The following is a 20633-nucleotide window of genomic DNA, read 5'->3' on the forward strand; positions in this document are numbered from 1 at the left end:
ACATTAACGCGACATATTAGTAATGAAAGAGACAATTATCATATTTTGGTAGATGTCACCAATGCCGTGATTAGTCAGAGCAGTAAAGAAAATCTATTAACATCATTACTCAATTGTTTACATCCTTATTTTAAAATAAAAGAATTATCCATTATTGAGACGGATAAAGGGCGTTGTATTCAGCGTGATGGACGAATTATTGGGAATGATATTCAAACGCAGTGTTTTTTCTTTAATGATATCTCTGGAAGCGTGCTCGATATTTATTGTTCAGAGACAATCATTGTCACCGGTAATGATCTCAAACAATTACGCGCAGAATATTCCGATTTCAATATTGAAAATGATATTGAATGTTTAATTTTAGCACCATTGATTTTCCGCCGGGAATTGGTGGGGAAAGTGGCTTATATGTTGAGCGATGCTGCGCAATTGCAAGAGATTGATATTGCATTGATGCAACAGATTGCGGCGCGGGTAGCGCTGAGTATGCACAGTTTACGTGGAAGCCAGCACAGTACACACTCGCAGGCGAAAAGCACCGACATTCTCATCGAAGAAACGTACGACCATTACCAGATCTTTGACGACATCATCAGCCAAAGTGAAGTAATGAGTAACGTATTGGATCAGGTCGCCATGGTCGCGAGCTGCGATAGCACGGTGTTGATCGAAGGGGAGACGGGAACCGGTAAAGAACTAATTGCAGCAGCGATTCATAAGATGAGTCGCCGTTGTAATCGCCAGATGATCAAAATGAACTGTGCGGCGATTCCGGATGGTTTGTTTGAAAGTGAGCTGTTTGGGCATGAACGCGGCGCATTTACTGGTGCGATCAAAAACCGAGTGGGCCGCTTTGAGTTGGCAGACCAAAGTACGTTGTTTTTGGATGAAATCGGCGATTTGTCGCTAGCGCTGCAACCAAAGTTACTGCGAGTGTTGCAAGAGCATGAAATTGAGCGCGTAGGTCACAACCAATTGATTAACGTCGATGTACGTTTGGTGGTGGCGACCAACGTCGATTTGCTGGCACGGGTGGAAGATAAGCAGTTTCGTAGTGATCTATATTTCCGCATGAATATCTTCCCAATTAGATTACCGCCGCTGCGCGATCGTGCGGAAGATATTCCGTTGCTGGTGAAGCATTTCACGCGCCTGATTTCGAAAAAAATGGGCAAAAACATTCGCGCCATCACCCAAGAATCAATGCGTTGTATGACCGAATATCAATGGCCGGGTAATGTACGTCAGTTGAAAAACTTTATCGAACGATCAGTGATTTTAACCCGCGGCGAAGTACTGAATGCACCAGTTCATGAGCTAGTTGGCATGGGGCAACCTGTATCGGGTCATGTATCAGCGAAGGAATTTAGCCCAGTAGCGGTTCACAATAACGATGAAACAATCTCTCGTGAAGCGATCATTGAAGCGCTGAAAGAGAGCAACGGCATTGTCGCTGGGCCAAGAGGCGCGGCTGTGAAACTCGGACTGAAACGGACAACCTTGTTGTCACGTATGCAAAAAATGGAAATTAGCAGTAAGGATTATCTTGTTGAGCGTTAAGCCGCTTTGATTGCGGGTAGCTTGATCGACAGACAATAAACAAAGGTATCAATGATGAACGAAGAACAACATACGGTCTGTCATCCCGAAGTGACTACTAGAAGCATCACCAAATATCAATGCGCTCGAGGACAGTGGACTCAAGATGACATTTTGATAGAGGAAACGCCGATTGCGCTGGAATACAACGGTATTGCTTATACCGTCATGATGGGAACGCCACGAGATTTAGAAATGTTTGCGCTGGGGTTTTCACTCAGTGAAGGCATCATCGAACACCCTCGTGATGTTCACGACATTGATGTGATCCACAACGAACAAGGTTGCACGGTGTCAATTGAATTAGCCAATCGCTGTGTTGCCCGTTTGAAAGCGCGTCGCCGCTCAATGGCCGGTGTGACTGGATGCGGGATCTGTGGCACGGAACAACTCAGTCAGGTCGCGCGTTGCCTGATGCCATTACCCACCACCGCGCAGTTTTGTTTTGATTATTTAGATCATTCGCTTAAGGCGTTAGAGCAGCAGCAACGTTTGAATCAACTGACGGGTACGACGCACGCTGCCGCTTATCTTGACCAGCATGGCGATGTACAAGCGTTGTTTGAAGATGTTGGCCGCCACATTGCGCTGGATAAACTGCTCGGATGGGCGAGCCGCCAGCAACTGAAGGGTGGCGCTGTATTGGTCACCAGCCGCGCCAGTTTCGAAATGGTGCAAAAAGTGGCAGCGTGCGGCTTTGAAATTTTGCTCGCGCTATCGGGCCCAACCTCTATGGCTGTCGAACTGGCAGAACGTCTTAATGTGACGTTATGTGGCTATTGTCGCGAAGGCCGACTCAATATTTACGCACACGCTGAGCGTGTGCGTTATCAGGAGATAGCGCAACGCGATGTCGGTTAATCACGTTGATAAGTGGTCGTAAGGCTCATGGCTATTGGATTGCCAGTATATGTCTGCAACTGCAAGTTGTTTGGGTATATATGAGGAGTCGTGAGTTTTCGTTTTTATTTTCTTGTTCATCTTTAAGAGCTTTTTATTATGGGTAAAAAAAATACAGCAATTGTTAGTCTATGCCTTCTTTTCTCACCAATGGTGTTTGCTCACCCGGGGCACATGGGCAGCCATGGATTGGAAAGTGGCTTTATGCATCCGCTAACCGGCTTGGATCACATGAGTGTCATGATTGGTGTGGGGCTGCTTGCGGCACTGTTTGGTGGTAAAAACCGCTGGACGATGCCCCTGAGCTTTATCGCCTTCATGGTGGTTGGCGGCGTGATGGGCATTTCAGGCCTTGTAGTGCCAGGTGTCGAAACCTTTATCGCACTGAGCGTGTTGATGATGGGTGTCATGCTGTTTCGTGGCGCGAACATGCCACAAAAAATGGTGATTGCACTGATTATGGCGTTCGCGGTGTTTCACGGTATGGCGCATGGCGCAGAAATGCCAATCAACGGCCAAGCGATCAGCTACTTCTCTGGTTTTATTATCGCTACTGCTGGGCTGCATATTGCCGGTATCGCATTGGGTGAAATGGTAATGCGCTTTGCGGCCAGTAAACGGCTGACGAAACTGGCTGGAGTATTTATCGCTCTGCTGGGTGGCTCATTCCTGTTTTCATAACGGATAGAAACGATGATACGTTGTCTGATTGAAATCAAAGGGCAAGTACAAGGGGTCGGTTTTCGTCCCTTTGTGTACCGTCTTGCGACAGAGCATCAGTTGAAAGGCTGGGTGAGTAATGATGCGCAAGGCGTGCGTATTGACGCACAAGGTGAACAGCGTTTATTTGACGCATTTTATCGTGAATTATTGCTTAAAACCCCACCGTTAGCACGGATTGATAATATGACATTGCGTCCGTTGGAGCTGACCAGTTTTACGGAATTTTGTATTTTGTCCAGTCGTGGGGACAATGAAATTAGCGTCAGTGTTCCTCCCGATCAAGCCATTTGTATGGATTGTCGCCGGGAGCTGTTTGATCCTAATTCGCGCTTTTATCATTATCCTTTTATCAACTGCACTAATTGTGGGCCGCGCTATACCATCATCAAAGCCTTGCCGTATGACCGTCATCAAACCTCGATGGCGAATTTCAAGCTTTGTCCAGCTTGTGCGTGCGCATACCAAAACCCAATGGATCGCCGTTACCACGCGCAACCGGTCAGTTGCGCGCACTGCGGTCCATCGGTCTCTCTACTTAGCTCGCAACAAACATGTATCGCCAAAGAACAACAAGCGATTGAATGCGCGGCCGAACAACTGATCGCCGGTGGTGTGATTGCGCTCAAAGGTCTTGGCGGATTTCATTTGGTGTGCGATGCCACGTCGTCTCAAGCGGTTGCACGGTTGCGTGATTTAAAACATCGTGCCAGAAAACCGTTGGCGGTTATGGTAAGCGATGTGTCGCAAGCTAAACATTACGTGCAAGGTGAAACATTGGAGTGGCAAACGCTGACATCGCAAGCCAGTCCTATCGTTTTGATGCATAAAGCGATGCACATCGATGAGAGTAGAGCCCCCGTGGCTGACAACGTTGCACCAGGTGTCCATTGTCTTGGCGTGATGCTGGCGTATACACCGTTGCACTTGCTGCTGATCGAAGCGTTACAACTGCGCGGTTGTTTTGCCCCCTTGGTGATGACCAGCGCTAATTTGTCGGGCTTGCCATTGGCAACTGAAGCGCAGCATGTGTTTACGATGTTTGGTTCTTCCCTCGATAGCGTGCTCGATCACAACCGTCCAATCGTCAATGCTTGTGATGACAGCTTAGTACAACTCGCCGCCGGTAGCATGCGCGTGTTGCGTATGGCGCGCGGTTATGCGCCGCTGAGTTTTCCGCTCGCAAATCGTGTTCCGGCAACCTTGGCTGTGGGGGCGCAGCAAAAATCCACCGTTGGGTTTGCGGTGCGAAATCAATGGTTTTTATCACCTTATCTGGGCGATCTTAATGATCTTTATACTCAGCAACGTTTTATCGATGCCTCTCATTACTTCCCGAAGCTTTATCAAGCACCGATTGAGCGTTGGGTGTCAGATGGTCATCCAGGTTATTTTTCAACTCAATGGGTGAACGAGCAAACTGATTCAGCATTGCACGTACAACACCATTACGCGCATATTTTGTCGGTGATGGCGGAATCGCAACTCAATGGCCCAGTTCTTGGCGTGAGTTTTGATGGTACCGGCGCGGGTGATGACGGTACGGTATGGGGTGGGGAAGTGATGATTACGGACCGACTCGGTTATCAGCGTATTGCGCATCTTCGTCCTTTTCGTCTGATTGGTGGGGAGCAAGCGATCCGTGAACCAGCACGTGTGCTATACGCCTTGTTGCTCGAAATCATGCAGCCGGAACAGATCCAGGGGTTAAATCTATCAGCGTTTGCGACGTGGTCTGCTTCGCGTTTTCAAAACCTGTTTCACCTCTGGCGCAATGCCAAACGTTCACCGTTGTGCAGCTCGGTTGGTCGCTTATTTGATGCGTGGGCGTGTTTGTTGGGGTTAGTGCAGACCCCTGATTATGAAGGAGAAAGCGGACTGCAAATGGAAAATGCTGCGCGCCAAGCCGGTGATCACCAGTTTGCACTGACCTTACCTTGGCGCGATCAGCGACTCGATTGGGCACCTGCGTTGCAGCAATGCTTGACCGCTCACGAAGCGTCGACCAAATGTTGGGCTTGTGTATGCAGTGACGCCTTTATTAGCGCGTTGGCACAAGCGGTGGTCGATATCGCGCAGCAATATGCCAACTTACCATTGGTGCTCAGTGGTGGGGTGTTTCAAAACCGCTGTTTGCTGGATGCCATTGAAGCGATGTTTCCTGATTCAGCGTGCCCGTTTATCACGGGAAGCGATATTCCGGTCAATGATTCTGGAATCGCCGCCGGTCAGCTTTGGCATCAATTGGCATATGACATTTAGTTGAATCTAAAAAAGTAACGTCACCGCGATTCATGGCGTCGTGGCTTCATTATCAAGAAATCAAAAAGTGAGAGCACTATGTGTTTATGTATTCCTTCCTGCGTGTTATCTGTCGATGAACATGCGATGACAGCCAAAGTGGATACCTTGGGCGTGTGTAAAGAGATCAGTATCCACCTGATCAGTGACCCCATTGCAGTCGGCGATCATCTACTGGTTCATGTGGGTTTCGCTATCAGTAAAATTAATCAGCAGGAAGCAGAAACCAACCTAGCAACGTATGAAGCTTTGTTGGCTGAAATGGAGCGTGAAGACGTAGCGGTGTTGCTTTCATGAGTAGTACGACTAATTTTTATCAAACTTATCGACGTCCAGATGTTGTGAAAGCGTTATCGGATAAAATTCATCAACGTGCAGCACAGCTTAGCCAGCCGTTATATATCATGGAAGTGTGCGGTGGACACACCCACACCATCATGAAATATGGCTTGAAACAGCTGCTGCCTGAATCGCTCAATTTTGTGCATGGCCCGGGTTGTCCGGTGTGTATTATGCCAAAAGAGCGCATCGATCACGCAATCGCGTTGGCTCAATTGCCGGATGTGATGCTGGTTTGTTTGGGTGACATGATCCGTGTACCGGGTTCGCGGCTTTCTCTAGCGCAATGCCGAGCTGAAGGTGGGAATGTGGTACCGGTTTACGATCCGATGGATGTATTGAAGATCGCTAAAGAGAACCCAACCAAACAGGTGGTCTATTTCGCAATCGGTTTTGAAACCACCACGCCAATGACGGCGGTGTTGGTTGATTTAGCTGAACGCCAACAGATCAACAATCTCTACTTTCATATCAACCACGTGTTAGTACCACCTGCGATGAATGCCGTGATGGCCGACGAACGCACACCGGTGAATGCCTTCATTGGCCCTTCACATGTGAGTACGGTGACCGGGTCACATATTTATCAACCGATTGTTGAGCAATACCATGTTCCGGTGTTGGTGGCGGGCTTTGAACCGGTCGATGTTCTGGAGTCAGTATTGATGTTGGTTGAGCAAGCAGTTTCCAATCAGGCGGCGCTGGAAATTCAATATTCTCGCGTTGTCACATCGGAGGGGAATATGGCGGCGCAAACATTTGTCGATAAAGTGTTTGCCGTGCGCGATACATTTGAATGGCGGGGGCTGGGTAACATTCCACGTTCAGCATTACAACTGCGTGATAGGTACGCGCATCGCGATGCAGAATTACGTTTTGCAGCGCAACTGCCACACCAACATCACGATGATCATAAAGCGTGTCGTTGTGCTGATATCTTACGCGGCTTAGCGACTCCGCCAGACTGTAAGGTGTTTGGGCGTGCGTGCAAACCAACCCGCCCAATGGGCAGTTGCATGGTGAGCTCTGAAGGCGCTTGTAATGCTTATTATCGCTATGGTGCCATTGAATCGGTATCTTTTTTGGCTGGAGGAAACGAAAATGAGTGAGATGACTCACGTACAAATTAGCCATGGTGGTGGTGGCCAGGAAATGGGCCAGTTTATTCGCCAATTATTTTTCTCTCGCTTTGGCAATGAAATTCTCAAACGCGACGAAGATGCTGCGAGCTTGTCCATTAGCGGCCCGATTGCGATGACGACCGACAGTTTCACTGTTTCTCCGCTATTTTTTCCAGGCGGTAATATCGGTTCGTTGGCGATTGCGGGCACATGTAACGATCTAGCGATGGCGGCAGCAAAACCGACTTACCTCAGTTGCGGTTTCATGATTGAAGAAGGGCTGGCGCTGAGTGAGCTGACCGAAATTGTTGACACCATGGCCAAAGAGCTCAGTCGTATTGGTGCGCAGATTGTGTGTGGTGATACCAAAGTGGTGCCCAAAGGCAGTGTCGATAAAGTGTTTATCAATACCACCGGTATTGGTTCGATCCTGAGCGAGGGTGTGTCAGCACATAACCTGAAACCGGGCGACAGCATTTTGGTGTCACGTGATATTGGTTGTCACGGCGCATGTGTACTGGCCCAGCGTGAATCGATGGCGTTAGAGACGCAAATCGAAAGTGATTGCGATTTGTTGTGGCCTGCGGTTGAAGCACTTTTACAGGCCGATATAGAGATTCACGCCATGCGCGATGCTACTCGCGGTGGTTTATCTGCGGTGTTAAACGAATGGTGCCAAACCAGTCAAGTGCAGTTAATGATTGATGAGCAAAGTGTGCCCGTGACCGACGCGGTACGCGGATTGTGCGAACTGTTTGGGTTTGAACCTTACGATTTGGCCAATGAAGGTACCTTTGTGCTGGCCGTGTCAGCCAAAGATAAAGACAAAGCTCTGGCAGTGCTGCGCCAACATCACAGCAGTGCTGCGTGTATTGGCACCGTGCAAACTGGAACGCCGGCTCGTCCTATTTTACAAAACCCGTGGGGAAGTCGTCGTTACCTTGATTTTCCGGCGGGCGAGTTACTGCCACGAATTTGTTGAGAAGCGTCATGCATGAACTTTCCATTAGCTTGAAAACCATCGATTTGGTTGTTGAGCAAGCTCAAAAGCACCGTTACCGTAAGGTCACCAAAATCACGCTTAGCGTGGGGGTGTTGTCATGCATTGAGTCAGAAGCGTTGCGAACCGGGCTGGAAATGGCCAGCCGAGAAACGATCGCCCAAGACGCCGAAGTGGTGATCGAAACCTTGCCAGCAATTGCTGTGTGCCAAGGATGTCATTACTCGTTTACCATTCAAAATTATCAAGACAGTTGCCCGCAGTGTCACAGTTACCAATTGACTGTGCAGCAAGGCGAGGAACTACAAATTAAAAATATCGAGGTTGAATAATATGTGTACTGTTTGTGGCTGCGGTGATAGCCAAGTTGAGCACGATCATCATGAACATTCCCATTCTCATGGACATTCACATGAGCACGCTCATGGCCATGACTACGGCGAGCATCACGCTCATCACAATCAACAACCGATGGCGATTCACCACCATTACTACCACCAAGGCGATGTTCATCATCACGTTCATTTTCATGATGACGTGTCGAACTCGGCGGCACAAGCTCAGCATTATCAACAAGATCATCATCAGCATAGCCATAGCCATAACCATTCAGAGGCTAGCCATCACCAACATCACCCAGATTCAGCGCAACACCATCAGGCTGATACACAGGCAAATGGCGATATGCATTTTGGCCGTGGCGAAGCGCAAGTGCACGTGGCCGGAGTTTCTCAGCGTCAATTGCTGACGTTGGAACAAGATATTCTGGGTAAAAATAATGAAGTGGCGGAACACAACCGGGCTCATTTCATTGCTGCCGGTCAGTTGGTGCTTAACCTTGTATCAAGCCCAGGTTCAGGCAAAACGACCTTATTGGTTGAAACGTTAAACCGCCTGAAAGAGAGCTTGCCCTGTGCGGTGATTGAAGGGGATCAACAGACCAGTAACGATGCTGATCGTATTCGTGCCACGCAAGTGCCTGCGCTGCAAGTCAATACCGGTAAAGGCTGTCATTTAGATGCGGACATGATTCACCATGCATACCACCAATTGGCGTTTGATCAAGCCGGGGTATTGTTCATCGAAAACGTAGGAAACTTGGTTTGCCCAGCCAGTTTTGATCTGGGCGAACGCTGCAAAGTGGCAATTTTGTCGGTCACCGAAGGTGAAGATAAGCCACTCAAATATCCCAATATGTTTGCTGAGTCAGAGTTGATGATCATTAACAAAATTGATTTGCTGCCTTATGTGAATTTTGATGTCGTGAATTGCACCCATAATGCCAAGAAAGTGAATCCAAAGATTCAAGTGATTGAGTTATCGGCGACTACGGGCGAAGGTTTCGACACTTGGTTAAGTTGGCTGACTGAACAACGCACGGCAGTGACCTGTTCCGTGGCAAATGCTTGATGTTTATTCTTTACAAAGGTGGAAGTAATGCAATCTCAAAATATTGTGATGACGTTGTCTGGTAGTCCGTATGGCTCGGAAGCGCTGTTTAATGCGCTGCGTTTGGCTATGACGCTTAAAGAGCAAGATGACCAAAGCGTCAACCTGAAACTGTTTTTGATGTCAGACAGCGTATTTGGCGCGCTGAAAGGACAGAGTACGCCCGATTTCAGCTTTAACATTGGTCAAATGTTAGAGGTGCTATTGGCGCAAAATGTTAGTGTTCGGTTGTGCAAAACTTGTATTGCAGCTCGTGGTGTGTCAACACAACAACTGATTGATGATGTGGCAATCGGTACCATGGCTGATCTCAGCGAGTGGGTGCTGTGGGCCGATAAAGTCATCACCATGTAGTTCTGAATGATGGGCAACACCGTCCATCATCTGGATTCAAATCAACGTGAGTTCAAAGGTTAGATCATGCGTTTACGTCAAGCATTCCTTTTTTTCTGTGGTTGCAGTCTCAGCTACATGGCTTCTTCAGCGACTTTTTCCGACGTCTTGGAGAGCCAACTTTATGATGTGCAAATTGTCGATTGTCGCGATAGTAACTTTTATAACGGCTGGCCAGAGAGGGGGCAAACCGCTGGCGGTCACATTCCAGGTGCGGTGAACTTTGATGCACATTGGGTGGACATGATGTCAGCCGATGAACTGAAGCAGCTCATTGATAATAAGTCGCTGATTAAAGAGCATCACACTTTTCTTTATTGCGCCGTTGACCGTGCGACCCAGTTGAAAACAGCACTGGTGAAACAGGGTTTTCAATCTGTCGAGGTGATTGATCAGCCGTTGGCGCAATATCAAGGTGAGTTGGTGGCGCTACCTCGTTATCAAAACTTAGTGCCAGCATGGTGGGTTAATGATGTGATCCAAGGCAAAAAAGTGCAACACGCGCCAAGCAAAAATTACACACTGCTGGAAGTGGCGTGGGGGCCTGCAACCAAATACCTTTGGGCGCACATTCCGGGTGCTCAGTATGTCAATACCAACGATATCGAATCAAAACCTTGGTGGAACCGTGTGTCTAACCAACAGCTAGAAGTTCTGGTTAATAGCCTCGGTATTGAGTACGACAGCACCGTGATTTTGTACGGCCGCGAAAATATGGCAGCAGCGCGCCTTGCAAACATTTTGATGTATGCAGGGGTGCAAGATGTACGTTTACTCAACGGTGGTTGGCAGTCGTGGGAAGCTGGTGGCTACAAAACAGCTATGATGTCACCGGACGTATCGATGTCTCGTTCATTTGGTAAAACCATTCCTGCTAATCCAAACTACATTCTTGATCTGCCAGAAGCGAAAGCCTTGTTGACGCTGCCACAAGACCAACAATCACTGGTGAGTATTCGTACCTTGGCCGAATTTAATGGCGAAACCAGCGGCTATGATTACATCCAGTCCAAAGGTCATATTCCGGGTGCGAAATGGGGCCATGCGGGCAGCGATGCGTTCCATCTGGAAGATTTTCGTAACCCAGATCAAACCATGCGCAGCGCCGACGAAATCACACAATTCTGGCATGAATCCAACATCGAACCTCAGCAACAAGTGTCGTTTTTCTGTGGGACGGGCTGGCGAGCTTCGGAAGTGTTTTTTGATGCTTATGTGATGGGGTGGGAAAATATCAGCGTTTATGACGGCGGTTGGTATCAATGGGCGGGGAAATAAAGCTTAACTTTTGCAGTGAATCACACCTATTGTTGCCACGTGAGTGATCGAAGTTGAAATAGAAGAAAATAGCGCGCCGGCTTGATGGAAATGAATTTCATTAAGTCGGCGCTTCGTTTATTTTGACGCGGTAATTAGAGAAATTGAATGCGGCACGCCTCATTGTTATGCGCTGAGAATTGACCAACTTTAAACAGAGCAAGGTTGTTTTCAGCCAGCAGTGTTTCCAATTGCTCAGCGTGCTGTGGATCGATAGCAATCATCAGGCCACCGCTGGTTTGTGGATCGCACACAATATTTTTTTGTTGCGCGGTCATTTTGGGCAAACTGTCGCCATAACTCGCAAAGTTGCGGTGTGTGCCACCCGGTACGCAACCTTGTTGCAGGTACTTATCCACTTTTGGCAATAATGGTAATTGTTGGGTATGAATGGTGGCGTTTAAGTTGGCACCGCGGCACATTTCAAGCAAGTGTCCGGCAAAACCAAAGCCAGTTACGTCCGTCATGGCGTGCACACTGTCAATTTTCGCGATCTGTTCACCGATCTTGTTCAGTTGACACATGGCATTGACTGCAATGTCGGTGTCACCTTGTGCAATTTTCTTTTGTTTCTGCGCGGTTGTCAGAATGCCAATACCCAGTGGTTTGGTAAGATAAATGAGGTCACTTTCTTTCGCTGTATCGTTACGTTGAATGCGATCTAGCGCCACTTGACCGGTCACGGCCAACCCAAAAATCGGTTCTGGCGAGTCGATGCTGTGACCGCCTGCTAAGCAGATTCCCGCATCGGCACACGCTTTACGCCCGCCATCAACCACTTGCTGCGCCACGTCAGCCGACAGGGTATTAATTGGCCAGCCAAGGATCGCAATAGCCATAATGGGTGTACCGCCCATGGCATAAATATCACTAATGGCGTTGGTTGCTGCAATACGTCCGAAGGTAAACGGGTCGTCCACGATAGGCATGAAGAAGTCTGTAGTGCTGATGATGCCGACTTCATCATTGAGTTGGTAGACTGCGGCATCGTCACAGCTTTGGTTGCCAACGAGCAGGTTAGGGTCGATAAAATGAGGTTGCTGTGAGGCAAGGATGGTGGCAAGAACTTCAGGCGATATTTTACAGCCGCAGCCCGCACCGTGGCTGTATTCAGTCAAGCGAATCGAATCTTCAATCATAATTAACGCTCATATTTGGTTACTAAACAAATTTTGAATTTTTAAAATAATATATGAATGGTGACTCAACTCGCTGATCTACATCATGACTCAGCGATGATACGAATATCAATTTGAAAATAGTCACTGCAGAGTTGACCTAGTTAAGCATGCTTAATTGTCGTGTGAGTTGAAAAGGATGCAAAGCCGAATGTACTCTGATGTAAAAAACGAATAAAAATCATAGAAACTAAAATTTACATTAAATCCCTATTTTTCTTTGAACATGCAGAGATTTTTGCCGTTTAAAATTCGTTGTAATGCTTCTGTCTACTAACGAAATGGTATGGGTATGATAGTAAGCAATGTATCTGATGAGTTGATCACTGAAAAAGCAAAGCTTGAATGGCTAGCATATTGGCGACATTTTAGTACTTCTAGGCAAGGTTACTGTTCGGAAGTGAATTGTATTGCACACCAAGAACATGGCGTGTTGGTAACAATAGCTGGAGAAATCGATAAAGTGTTCGTCATTCCGTTATGTAAAGCACATAGTGAGAATATAGAACGCTTGGAGGTATCAGAAAGCACAGAAATTGTTCCTGTAGATTTAACGCTGTAATTAGCGTTGTGAATTATCGCGACGTTTAGGGAGCGCTTTGGATGGTAGGGTTCCAAAGCGCTCTACCTGATATTATTTCTTTTTTTGATAAACCCTCTCAGGACGGCCGACTTTACCATGTTGAATCTCAGCGAATAAAAAGCCTTGAGCAACTAAAAATTCAAGATAGCGTCTTGCGGTTGTTTTACTTATTCCGACGGTATTTCCTAGCAATTCAGCCGTATAAATGATGGTTGTCTCATCAAATGCACGGATGACTTTATCAAGAGTGAGTTCATCAATGCCTTTGGGCAAAGTGTGCATCTGTGATGATTTAGATTGAAAGTTAAACAATTCATCAACATGACGTTGGTTAATGTTGTCATTGGCTTTTAATGAGCTGGTATATTTCAGGTAGCGTTGTAAAGAATCGGTGAGACGATCATAGGATATAGGTTTTAATAAGTAGTCAAAAGCGCCACATCTTACCCCCTCTCTGACGGTTTCCATATCATTAGCGGCGGTGATGAATATGACATCAGGAGAATGCTTTGTGGCGGTGATGTCTTTTAATAAATCAATGCCTTTTCCATCAGGCAAATAGTTATCGAGCAAAACAAGTTTTGGCTTAAGTAACTGAATCATTTTTTTTGCTTCAGCGATATTTTTCGCAATTCCAATGGGTCTGAATCGTTGCGTCTGCTGAAGATAGTAAGAATGAAAATCAGCGATGTTAGCTTCATCTTCTACGATCAAAACGTCATAAATTTCCATTTTCTAAGCTCTCGTTAGGAATAAATAAAGAAAATATAGTCCCTGCTGGTTCGGCATTGTCGATTAATATTGTTCCACCAACATGATTTACTAACTGATGAACTAAATACAAGCCAATGCCATGGCCTGGCTGTGTTTTACTTGTACTCCCCTTAATAAATAAGGAATCTCTGATCTCTTTGGGTATTCCTGTACCATTGTCTGCGACTTCCACTACCAATTCAGCGGCGTTAGCATCAGAAATTAAAATAGAGATACAGCGGTTACTATGAGCGTTTTTAAGGGTTGCTTCATAGGCATTATCTAATAAGTTGCCGATAATAGCGGCTAATTCATCATCGGTAAGCCTTGTTGGAGAGTGACTTAATCGGCAATAGGGGTCGAAATGTAATTCAAGGCCAAGTTCTTTTGCTCGACTGTATTTTCCGAGTAATAACCCCGCTATCACTTTGGAATTAAACGTAGATGAAATGAAGTCAATCAGTTGTTGGTGTGTTTCCGTTTCTTGTCTTATTGTTTTTAATGCTTCTTCATAAGCACCGATTTGGATTAACCCACTTATGGTTGATAGTTTATTCGCATATTCGTGACTTAACACCCGCAAATTGTCAGTTTGTTGTTGCACCTGTGTGAGTTGAGACGTTAAGGTGCTGAGGTCATTGCGCGGTCGGAAACTGACGACCCAGCCGGAGTGCTTATTTTCTTCCAAGATATTGACTCGTGTGGCAACCAGCGTTTCTCCATTACAAGTAATAACCTCATGCTTTCTTTGGCTCATTTTTGAAAAATCATCCATCTTTACGCCTAAGAAAAAATCAGCAGGGGTGACGTATTCATTGATCATTCGGCCTTGTAAATAGGATAAATTACGTGCGATGCCGAGAATTTTAAGACCTCGCTGATTTGCCGATAGAATTCGTCCTTGTTTGTCAACGGCGATAATTCCTTCATAAACAGCTTCAAAGACTGAATTTTGAACTCGTAACGAAAGGGCTATATCTTCAGGTTCCATGCCATACATCTGGCTTTTTATATGTCGAGAAAATAACCAAGCCCCTAATGATGAACACATTAAAATAATAAATAAAGCAAAGAAAAAGGGGGTAGAGTAAAGACGTAGCCAGTTGCTAACGGTATCTAATAAGTACCCTACAGAGACGACGCCAATAATTTCGCCTGTAGGTGAAACGACTGGCGATTTCCCCCGGATGGCAAATCCTAAACTCCCTTTCCTGATAGAGTAGTAGTGTAAACCTTCTTGTAATGCGCGCCTGTTATCACCTCCTTGCATTGGATAGCCTATATTAGATTTGTCTGGATGGGCGAGACGAATGCCATTTTGGTCACCAACTACAATAAAATTGGCATCTGAAATCCCTTGAAGGCGTTTGATTTGTTTTTGAACGCGCTCGGTATCGTGTAGCAAGATGGCTTGGATGAGTTGCGGATCACTGGCTATTTCACGTGCTTGAATCACCGCTCGTGTACTGACTTGGTGTCTTAAGGTGTCTGAAACAATGTAGTGAAAATAACCAGCAATTAGAAGGAGCTGGAAAGAAACGACGATGAAAAGTAATAACCAGACCCGTTGTCTAAATGAGAGATTACGGCAGAGATAATGGTGGAATTTCGGATCTGGCATGGGCTATTAACTTCTTGTTCGTTAAAGGATAAATTATCAAATGAAATGAACAAGAGACCTGATCGAGATCTAGTGAATAGATAAATTCAGGTCTCATTTTTTATATAAGTGTTTATCCGATCACATATTTAATCATCACTCCTGCTGCCACCGCTGAACCAATGACGCCAGCCACGTTTGGTCCCATTGCATGCATCAATAAAAAGTTCTGATTATTTGCTTCTAGACCAACTTTATTTGACACTCTTGCAGCCATCGGTACGGCTGATACGCCAGCGGAACCAATTAATGGGTTTACTTTTTCATTACTGAAACGGTTCATCAATTTTGCCATTAAGATGCCAGCGATAGTACCAATACAGAAAGCGATAATACCAAGGGCGAGGATGCCAATTGTTTGTGGTTGTAGGAATTTATCGGCGACCAGTTTTGAACCAACAGAAAGCCCTAAAAAAATCGTGACTACATTAATAAGAGCATTTTGTGCTGTTGCTGATAGTCGCTCAACAACCCCGCATTCACGCATAAGATTACCAAAACAAAACATCCCTAAGAGTGGTGTTGCTGAAGGTAGCAACATGGCGATTAAAATAAGCAGCAGCAGAGGAAAGCTTATTTTTTCTAACTTTCCGACACTTCTTAGTTGTTGCATGGTGATTTGGCGTTCAGATTCTGTGGTCAGCGCTCGCATTATAGGTGGTTGAATCAAAGGCACCAACGCCATATATGAATAGGCGGCAACAGCAATAGCCCCTAGCAACTCAGGTGCCAGTAAACTTGATACATAAATCGCTGTTGGCCCATCGGCACCACCAATAATGCCCACGGCTGCAGCTTGTGCAACACTAAAATCCATGACACCGATAGCGCTCAAGCCTAATGCACCAAGAACGGTTGCAAAAATGCCAAATTGGGCTGCAGCACCCAATAGAAGAGTTTTAGGATTGGCAAGCAGTGGGCCAAAATCTGTCATGGCTCCGACGCCCATAAAAATCACTAATGGCCCAGCGCCTGAAGCAATAGCAATGCTATAAAACAAGTACAGCATACCATCTGAATATTGGTATTCTTGAGCAAGCAAATGAATATTTGCTAATTGAGTAGGGGTAGCGTTCGATAACGCGATTTTAATTTCAGTGGCAGAATGAGTTGTTATATTTAACATCGACCCAAAGGCAGACATGACTTCTGGCTTTGCTGCGTAAAGTGCATTATCAACGGCAGAAAGCGCTAACCCTGCATCAGGTAGGTTGGCAAGAATACCACCAAATCCGATAGGAACTAGAAGTAAAGGCTCAAATTGTTTCTTAATCGCTAGATATAACAAGAACAAGCCGATTAAAATCATCACAGCTTGTCCCCACTCAAGATGAAACAAGCCAAAGTCGTTAATGAGGTTTAAAGCATTTTCCATAGTTAATATCTCATTATGCTAATTGAAGCAAAGGTTCGCCAACATTAACTGCATCGCCTTCTGATACCTTGATATTCAGGATGCGACCTGCTCGAAATGCTCTGATTTCAGTTTCCATTTTCATGGCTTCTAAAATAAGTAGGACATCGCCTTTTTCTACGGAATCTCCAGGCTTGACATGGATCTTCCAAATATTGCCAGCTAAAGGCGCGTTTATGGACTCGGAATCCTCATGACTTAAGTCGGATTTAGGCACTATGGTTTGTGTTGTTGATAGTGACTCTATGTTTCCTCCTGTATTGACTTGAACGACATAGCTTTGGTTGTTAACGGTAATGGTATAAATGTCATTTTCATTTTTAGGGGTTGAGGTCATGGACTGTTTCTCTACTATGGCGTTATGGGGCATTGGTGTGGGCTCAAATGCATTAGGATTATTGCGATTTTCCAAGAATTTCCAGCCAACTTGTGGGAAGAGTGCGATGGTCAATACATCCTCGATACTCTGTTCAGCAAGGACAATGTTTTTCGATTTTGCTTGCTCAGTAATTTTATTAATCAATGTTTTTATTTCAGGTTCAATTTTATCCGCTGGACGACAGGTAATCGGTTTCGAGTCTTTCAATACTCGGTGCTGTAGATCAGGATCGACGGGCGCAGGCGTTAGGCCATATTCTCCACGTAAAATACCGGCTGTTTCTTTCGTGATGTTTTTGTAACGTTCTCCCATGAGAACATTGATAACCGATTGAGTACCGACAATTTGAGAGGTAGGAGTCACAAGAGGCAGATAGCCAAGTTCTTTTCTTACTTTAGGGATCTCTTGAAGTACCTCATCGAGCTTATCTTCTGCATTTTGTTGTTTAAGCTGACTTTCCATATTAGTTAACATCCCGCCGGGAACTTGAGCGACAAGAATTCTCGAATCGGAACCTTTTAATTGGCCTTCGAAATCGATGTATTTTTTCCGAACGTCTCTAAAATAAGCAGCGACGGATTCTAAGGCTGAAATGTCTAATCCCGTATCATATTTAGTCCCTTGTAATACTGCCACTAAAGACTCTGTTGCTGGATGACCATATGTTCCGCTCATGGAAGAAATGGCTGTGTCTACTCGATCAACGCCTGCTTCAATTGCTTTCATCAAAGTCATCTCTGCCATACCCGCAGTCGAATGACAGTGTAAATGAAGATCTACATCTACTTGTTTTTTTAGTGTTGCTATCAATTCACTTGCTATAGTTGGTGTTAATATACCGGCCATATCTTTGATGGCGATAGAATCAACACCTAGTTCACTCAATTGCTGTGCAGTATCAACCCAAGTTTGTAGGTTATGGACAGGACTGGTGGTATAGCACAGTGTCCCTTGTGCATGTGCACCTTGTTTTTTGACCGCTGAGATTGCTTGTTGCATATTTCGGCAGTCATTCATTGCATCGAAAACTCGAAAAACATCCATCCCATTCATGACAGAGCGTTCGATAAACATATCGACTACATCATCGGCGTAATGGCGATAACCTAGTAAATTTTGACCTCTTAACAACATCTGAAGAGGTGTTTTGGGCATTGCTTTTTTTAGCTTACGCAGTCTTTCCCATGGATCTTCACCAAGAAAACGAATACAGCTATCAAAGGTAGCTCCTCCCCAGCATTCCAGTGACCAATAGCCGATATTATCCAATTCTGCTGCAATGGGGAGCATATCTTCAATACGTAATCGGGTCGCAAATAATGATTGGTGGGCGTCACGTAGTACAACATCAGTAATACCAATGCGTTGAGTTAACTTAGACATTCGTTTTCCTCTTATTACGAGTTTTGTTGATGGTGGTGAACAGCGGCAGAGAGAACCGCAATTAGCTGATTTTCATCTTGTTTTTGTTGTTTTTTATGTGTTTTCTTGGCCAACGTTGAGGTGGGATGAATACGCTCCAAAAAGTAAGACATTCCCTTTACAGTAAAAACTAAGAAAACAAGAAAAGTAAAAACAAACCCCATTCCTAAAGTCATGAGGTTGACGCCTTCTGTGAATAAATAACCATTCATAAGAATCTTCCAATAGAGAAAAAGAGCAAAGTGACGGCTTTACTCTTTGATAAATAGAGAGGGGTTAACTGCCTAGCATACCGAAGACAACACTAGCGATGACCAACACTACACCGCCACCAAGACGAGAAGAAATTTGGGCATAAGAAAGCAAACTCATTCGATTAGATGCAGCTAATACTTCTAAATCGCCAGATCCGCCACGGTTAGCCATACATAGTCCAGCGGTGATTGAGGATTCGATAGGATAAAATCCCATAAACCATCCACCAATGGATGCACCGATGATGGCTCCGAATACAATTAGGGTCGCTATGATGAGGTTTATAAAAGTTAGCGCATTGATAATTTCTCCAAGATCGGTATAAGCGATACCAACACCGACCATAAGTAACCACAACAGTTGTTTGGAAAAGAATGCGGATAGACGTTTTGCACCTTCTTTAATCTCTTCAGAGCAAATGCCACAGCCGTTAACAATCGCTACAATAATAACCATGTAAGCAAAGGTATGGATTTTGACATCGCCAAAACCTGGCAGAATTTGTTTAGAGAGAGCTGATGCAAAGGTATAAATGCATGCTGCCATCATTAGACCTATTGCGATTTCTCGTGGCGTTATTTTGGGCGTTTTTTGTTCTTCAACATCAAAGGTTGATTTTCGTAATAGTTCACCATTACCTGTCAGTGCTGGGACTTTCTCGCCAATGCTATTGAGCACTGCAGCAGCAATGATGGCTACAATGTTTGCGATGGTGAGGATTGCAATGGCGACGGAGTAATATTGCTCTTTGGAACCTCCTGTGACAGATTCATATATTTCAGATAAAGGAATAGCGCCAGCGCCATTGCCACCACCCATAATCGGTAATACGTAAAGCATCATGATTTTCTCAATAGAAATACCAAATACCATGCCACCTAAAATACCTAAGATAGAGGCTCCAGCGACAGCCGCGAGGATGGTTGGGATATAACCGACTAACGATTTAAGTAGTAGCTTTCGATTGACAGCTAGGATTGAGCCTGTAATTAAAACTGCAATAAATAAATCTAAGAAATCTGTTTTTTTCATAACGGCGGTAACGGTATTAATTTCATTCTGAGTCAGCAACCCTGCATGAACAAACCAAGCGGCGACTAGGAAGATCATAACAGGTGCACCACCAATATATTTATTGAATATTGGTAATCGTTTACCTAATTCGCCAAAAAGAGCACCAATAACAAACATAAAACCAAATCCGCCAACAATGTTATTGGGTATGGTGTCTGTTATATGGGCAATTAAAGTTACTGCAAACATAAAAGCATATAATGGAAGAGGTAATCCAAATATTCGGAATTGAGATAGGGCATCCAATCCTAGACTTTTTGTTTCTGGTATTGAAATCGTTTTTTCGTTCATCATTATTATTCCATTCCGTGTTGATTTAACATCGAGTAATTTATATTTCAAATGTTGAACTAACTGTGAGAGTGATCATTTTAAACTGTAGAGTATATCTACACTTATGAATTTAAAGTTTTTAATTAGTTTTCTTTTTAATTACAGTGAGTTGAGTGATTAAATTCATTAAAATCATAAATGACTTTTAGTCGAAGAAAATAATCGATATTGATCATTATTTTTCACGTTTAAGTCACGCATGATGAGGGGGTAGCAAAAGAGGGTAGAGCAATGATTGATACGTATTCATTTAGTCGAGTTAGCCGAAATCAATATGACAAGTTTGGTGCTATTACCGAATTTCTTGCTGGTTACGGTTTAGGTGTTGACGCTGATGTTGAACGATTTGTGGTCGCGAAATCTCAAGATCAAATTATTGCTTGTGGAGGGCTGGCCGGTAACATACTGAAGTCAATAGCAATCGACCCTGTGTTGCATGG

19 protein-coding genes and 1 pseudogene are annotated in these 20633 nt (G+C 45.0%); 13 read left to right on the forward strand and 7 right to left on the reverse strand.

What is annotated here, in order from left to right; all coding sequences use genetic code 11:
• The 11 genes from CAG57_RS04715 to CAG57_RS04765 all read left to right on the forward strand — a co-directional run.
• Nucleotides 1-1563 (forward strand): sigma 54-interacting transcriptional regulator (locus CAG57_RS04715; RefSeq protein ID WP_161439498.1); only part of this gene is annotated, 1563 nt, incomplete at its 5' end.
• A 54-nt stretch (nucleotides 1564-1617) separates the two neighbouring features.
• Nucleotides 1618-2463 carry a formate dehydrogenase accessory sulfurtransferase FdhD gene (gene fdhD / locus CAG57_RS04720; RefSeq protein ID WP_161426916.1) on the forward strand — a complete coding sequence of 282 codons (846 nt, stop codon included), beginning with the start codon at nucleotides 1618-1620 and terminating at the stop codon, nucleotides 2461-2463.
• Nucleotides 2464-2601: 138 nt separating this feature from the next.
• Nucleotides 2602-3183, forward strand: a complete 582-nt coding sequence (locus CAG57_RS04725; protein WP_161426910.1) for a HupE/UreJ family protein — start codon at nucleotides 2602-2604, stop codon at nucleotides 3181-3183.
• 12 nt (nucleotides 3184-3195) lie between these two features.
• The gene (gene hypF, locus CAG57_RS04730; RefSeq protein WP_161426911.1) at nucleotides 3196-5484 is read left to right on the forward strand and encodes a carbamoyltransferase HypF; all 2289 of its coding nucleotides are present in this window, start codon (nucleotides 3196-3198) and stop codon (nucleotides 5482-5484) included.
• A 78-nt stretch (nucleotides 5485-5562) separates the two neighbouring features.
• The gene (locus CAG57_RS04735; protein ID WP_099611300.1) at nucleotides 5563-5820 is read left to right on the forward strand and encodes a HypC/HybG/HupF family hydrogenase formation chaperone; all 258 of its coding nucleotides are present in this window, start codon (nucleotides 5563-5565) and stop codon (nucleotides 5818-5820) included.
• The gene (gene hypD, locus CAG57_RS04740) at nucleotides 5817-6971 is read left to right on the forward strand and encodes a hydrogenase formation protein HypD (protein WP_161426912.1); all 1155 of its coding nucleotides are present in this window, start codon (nucleotides 5817-5819) and stop codon (nucleotides 6969-6971) included. Before CAG57_RS04735 ends, hypD begins: the two co-directional genes overlap by 4 nt.
• Nucleotide 6972: 1 nt before the next feature.
• A complete protein-coding gene (gene hypE, locus CAG57_RS04745) occupies nucleotides 6973-7965 on the forward strand; it encodes a hydrogenase expression/formation protein HypE (protein WP_099611350.1) in 993 nt (330 codons plus the stop codon).
• Nucleotides 7966-7973: 8 nt separating this feature from the next.
• Nucleotides 7974-8315 (forward strand): hydrogenase maturation nickel metallochaperone HypA, encoded by a 342-nt coding sequence (gene hypA, locus CAG57_RS04750; RefSeq protein WP_099611299.1) that lies wholly within the window; start codon nucleotides 7974-7976, stop codon nucleotides 8313-8315.
• 1 nt (nucleotide 8316) lies between these two features.
• On the forward strand, nucleotides 8317-9393 hold the full coding sequence (hypB, locus tag CAG57_RS04755; RefSeq protein WP_161426913.1) for a hydrogenase nickel incorporation protein HypB: 1077 nt from the start codon (nucleotides 8317-8319) through the stop codon (nucleotides 9391-9393).
• Between the two features lie 27 nt (nucleotides 9394-9420).
• Nucleotides 9421-9786: a DsrE/DsrF/TusD sulfur relay family protein gene (locus CAG57_RS04760; RefSeq protein ID WP_161426914.1), complete on the forward strand. Its 366-nt coding sequence runs from the start codon at nucleotides 9421-9423 to the stop codon at nucleotides 9784-9786.
• 66 nt (nucleotides 9787-9852) lie between these two features.
• Complete coding sequence (locus tag CAG57_RS04765; protein ID WP_099611296.1) at nucleotides 9853-11103, forward strand: rhodanese-like domain-containing protein; 1251 nt, start codon at nucleotides 9853-9855, stop codon at nucleotides 11101-11103.
• A 134-nt stretch (nucleotides 11104-11237) separates the two neighbouring features.
• On the opposite strand, the gene selD is transcribed toward CAG57_RS04765, so the two are convergent.
• On the reverse strand, nucleotides 11238-12278 hold the full coding sequence (gene selD, locus CAG57_RS04770) for a selenide, water dikinase SelD (RefSeq protein ID WP_337247018.1): 1041 nt from the start codon (nucleotides 12276-12278) through the stop codon (nucleotides 11238-11240).
• A 328-nt stretch (nucleotides 12279-12606) separates the two neighbouring features.
• Between selD and CAG57_RS04775 the strand changes: the two genes are divergently transcribed.
• Nucleotides 12607-12882 (forward strand): hypothetical protein, encoded by a 276-nt coding sequence (locus tag CAG57_RS04775; protein ID WP_237666059.1) that lies wholly within the window; start codon nucleotides 12607-12609, stop codon nucleotides 12880-12882.
• A 72-nt stretch (nucleotides 12883-12954) separates the two neighbouring features.
• Here the strand turns inward: CAG57_RS04775 and CAG57_RS04780 are convergent, their stop codons facing one another.
• The 6 genes from CAG57_RS04780 to citS all read right to left on the reverse strand — a co-directional run bounded on the left by CAG57_RS04780 (nucleotide 12955) and on the right by citS (nucleotide 20151).
• Nucleotides 12955-13635, reverse strand: a complete 681-nt coding sequence (locus CAG57_RS04780) for a response regulator (RefSeq protein ID WP_099611295.1) — start codon at nucleotides 13633-13635, stop codon at nucleotides 12955-12957.
• The gene (locus tag CAG57_RS04785) at nucleotides 13622-15277 is read right to left on the reverse strand and encodes an ATP-binding protein (protein ID WP_161433660.1); all 1656 of its coding nucleotides are present in this window, start codon (nucleotides 15275-15277) and stop codon (nucleotides 13622-13624) included. Before CAG57_RS04785 ends, CAG57_RS04780 begins: the two co-directional genes overlap by 14 nt.
• Nucleotides 15278-15389: 112 nt before the next feature.
• Nucleotides 15390-16691 (reverse strand): sodium ion-translocating decarboxylase subunit beta, encoded by a 1302-nt coding sequence (locus tag CAG57_RS04790; RefSeq protein WP_099611293.1) that lies wholly within the window; start codon nucleotides 16689-16691, stop codon nucleotides 15390-15392.
• A gap of 13 nt (nucleotides 16692-16704) precedes the next feature.
• Nucleotides 16705-18492 (reverse strand): sodium-extruding oxaloacetate decarboxylase subunit alpha, encoded by a 1788-nt coding sequence (gene oadA / locus CAG57_RS04795; protein ID WP_161427042.1) that lies wholly within the window; start codon nucleotides 18490-18492, stop codon nucleotides 16705-16707.
• A gap of 14 nt (nucleotides 18493-18506) precedes the next feature.
• Nucleotides 18507-18743 carry an OadG family protein gene (locus CAG57_RS04800; RefSeq protein WP_161427041.1) on the reverse strand — a complete coding sequence of 79 codons (237 nt, stop codon included), beginning with the start codon at nucleotides 18741-18743 and terminating at the stop codon, nucleotides 18507-18509.
• Nucleotides 18744-18807: 64 nt separating this feature from the next.
• Nucleotides 18808-20151, reverse strand: coding sequence for a citrate/sodium symporter CitS (gene citS / locus CAG57_RS04805; protein WP_161434007.1), 1344 nt, complete (start codon nucleotides 20149-20151; stop codon nucleotides 18808-18810).
• A 273-nt stretch (nucleotides 20152-20424) separates the two neighbouring features.
• Between citS and CAG57_RS04810 the strand changes: the two are divergent.
• Nucleotides 20425-20633 (forward strand): annotated as a pseudogene (locus tag CAG57_RS04810) ([citrate (pro-3S)-lyase] ligase); the annotation flags it as partial.

Origin of the sequence: Vibrio sp. V30_P3S12P165 (assembly GCF_009904905.1) — a bacterium.
Lineage (GTDB): Bacteria > Pseudomonadota > Gammaproteobacteria > Enterobacterales > Vibrionaceae > Vibrio > Vibrio fujianensis.

Bases quoted from the DNA above. Each gene is read 5' to 3' on its own strand.
- fdhD (WP_161426916.1), top strand. From the start codon at position 1,618: ATGAACGAAGAACAACATACGGTCTGTCATCCCGAAGTGACTACTAGA.
- CAG57_RS04725 (WP_161426910.1), top strand. From the start codon at position 2,602: ATGGGTAAAAAAAATACAGCAATTGTTAGTCTATGCCTTCTTTTCTCA.
- hypF (WP_161426911.1), top strand. From the start codon at position 3,196: ATGATACGTTGTCTGATTGAAATCAAAGGGCAAGTACAAGGGGTCGGT.
- CAG57_RS04735 (WP_099611300.1), top strand. From the start codon at position 5,563: ATGTGTTTATGTATTCCTTCCTGCGTGTTATCTGTCGATGAACATGCG.
- hypD (WP_161426912.1), top strand. From the start codon at position 5,817: ATGAGTAGTACGACTAATTTTTATCAAACTTATCGACGTCCAGATGTT.
- hypE (WP_099611350.1), top strand. From the start codon at position 6,973: ATGACTCACGTACAAATTAGCCATGGTGGTGGTGGCCAGGAAATGGGC.
- hypA (WP_099611299.1), top strand. From the start codon at position 7,974: ATGCATGAACTTTCCATTAGCTTGAAAACCATCGATTTGGTTGTTGAG.
- hypB (WP_161426913.1), top strand. From the start codon at position 8,317: ATGTGTACTGTTTGTGGCTGCGGTGATAGCCAAGTTGAGCACGATCAT.
- CAG57_RS04760 (WP_161426914.1), top strand. From the start codon at position 9,421: ATGCAATCTCAAAATATTGTGATGACGTTGTCTGGTAGTCCGTATGGC.
- CAG57_RS04765 (WP_099611296.1), top strand. From the start codon at position 9,853: ATGCGTTTACGTCAAGCATTCCTTTTTTTCTGTGGTTGCAGTCTCAGC.
- CAG57_RS04775 (WP_237666059.1), top strand. From the start codon at position 12,607: ATGGGTATGATAGTAAGCAATGTATCTGATGAGTTGATCACTGAAAAA.
- CAG57_RS04780 (WP_099611295.1), bottom strand. From the start codon at position 13,635: ATGGAAATTTATGACGTTTTGATCGTAGAAGATGAAGCTAACATCGCT.
- CAG57_RS04785 (WP_161433660.1), bottom strand. From the start codon at position 15,277: ATGCCAGATCCGAAATTCCACCATTATCTCTGCCGTAATCTCTCATTT.
- CAG57_RS04790 (WP_099611293.1), bottom strand. From the start codon at position 16,691: ATGGAAAATGCTTTAAACCTCATTAACGACTTTGGCTTGTTTCATCTT.
- oadA (WP_161427042.1), bottom strand. From the start codon at position 18,492: ATGTCTAAGTTAACTCAACGCATTGGTATTACTGATGTTGTACTACGT.
- CAG57_RS04800 (WP_161427041.1), bottom strand. From the start codon at position 18,743: ATGAATGGTTATTTATTCACAGAAGGCGTCAACCTCATGACTTTAGGA.
- citS (WP_161434007.1), bottom strand. From the start codon at position 20,151: ATGAACGAAAAAACGATTTCAATACCAGAAACAAAAAGTCTAGGATTG.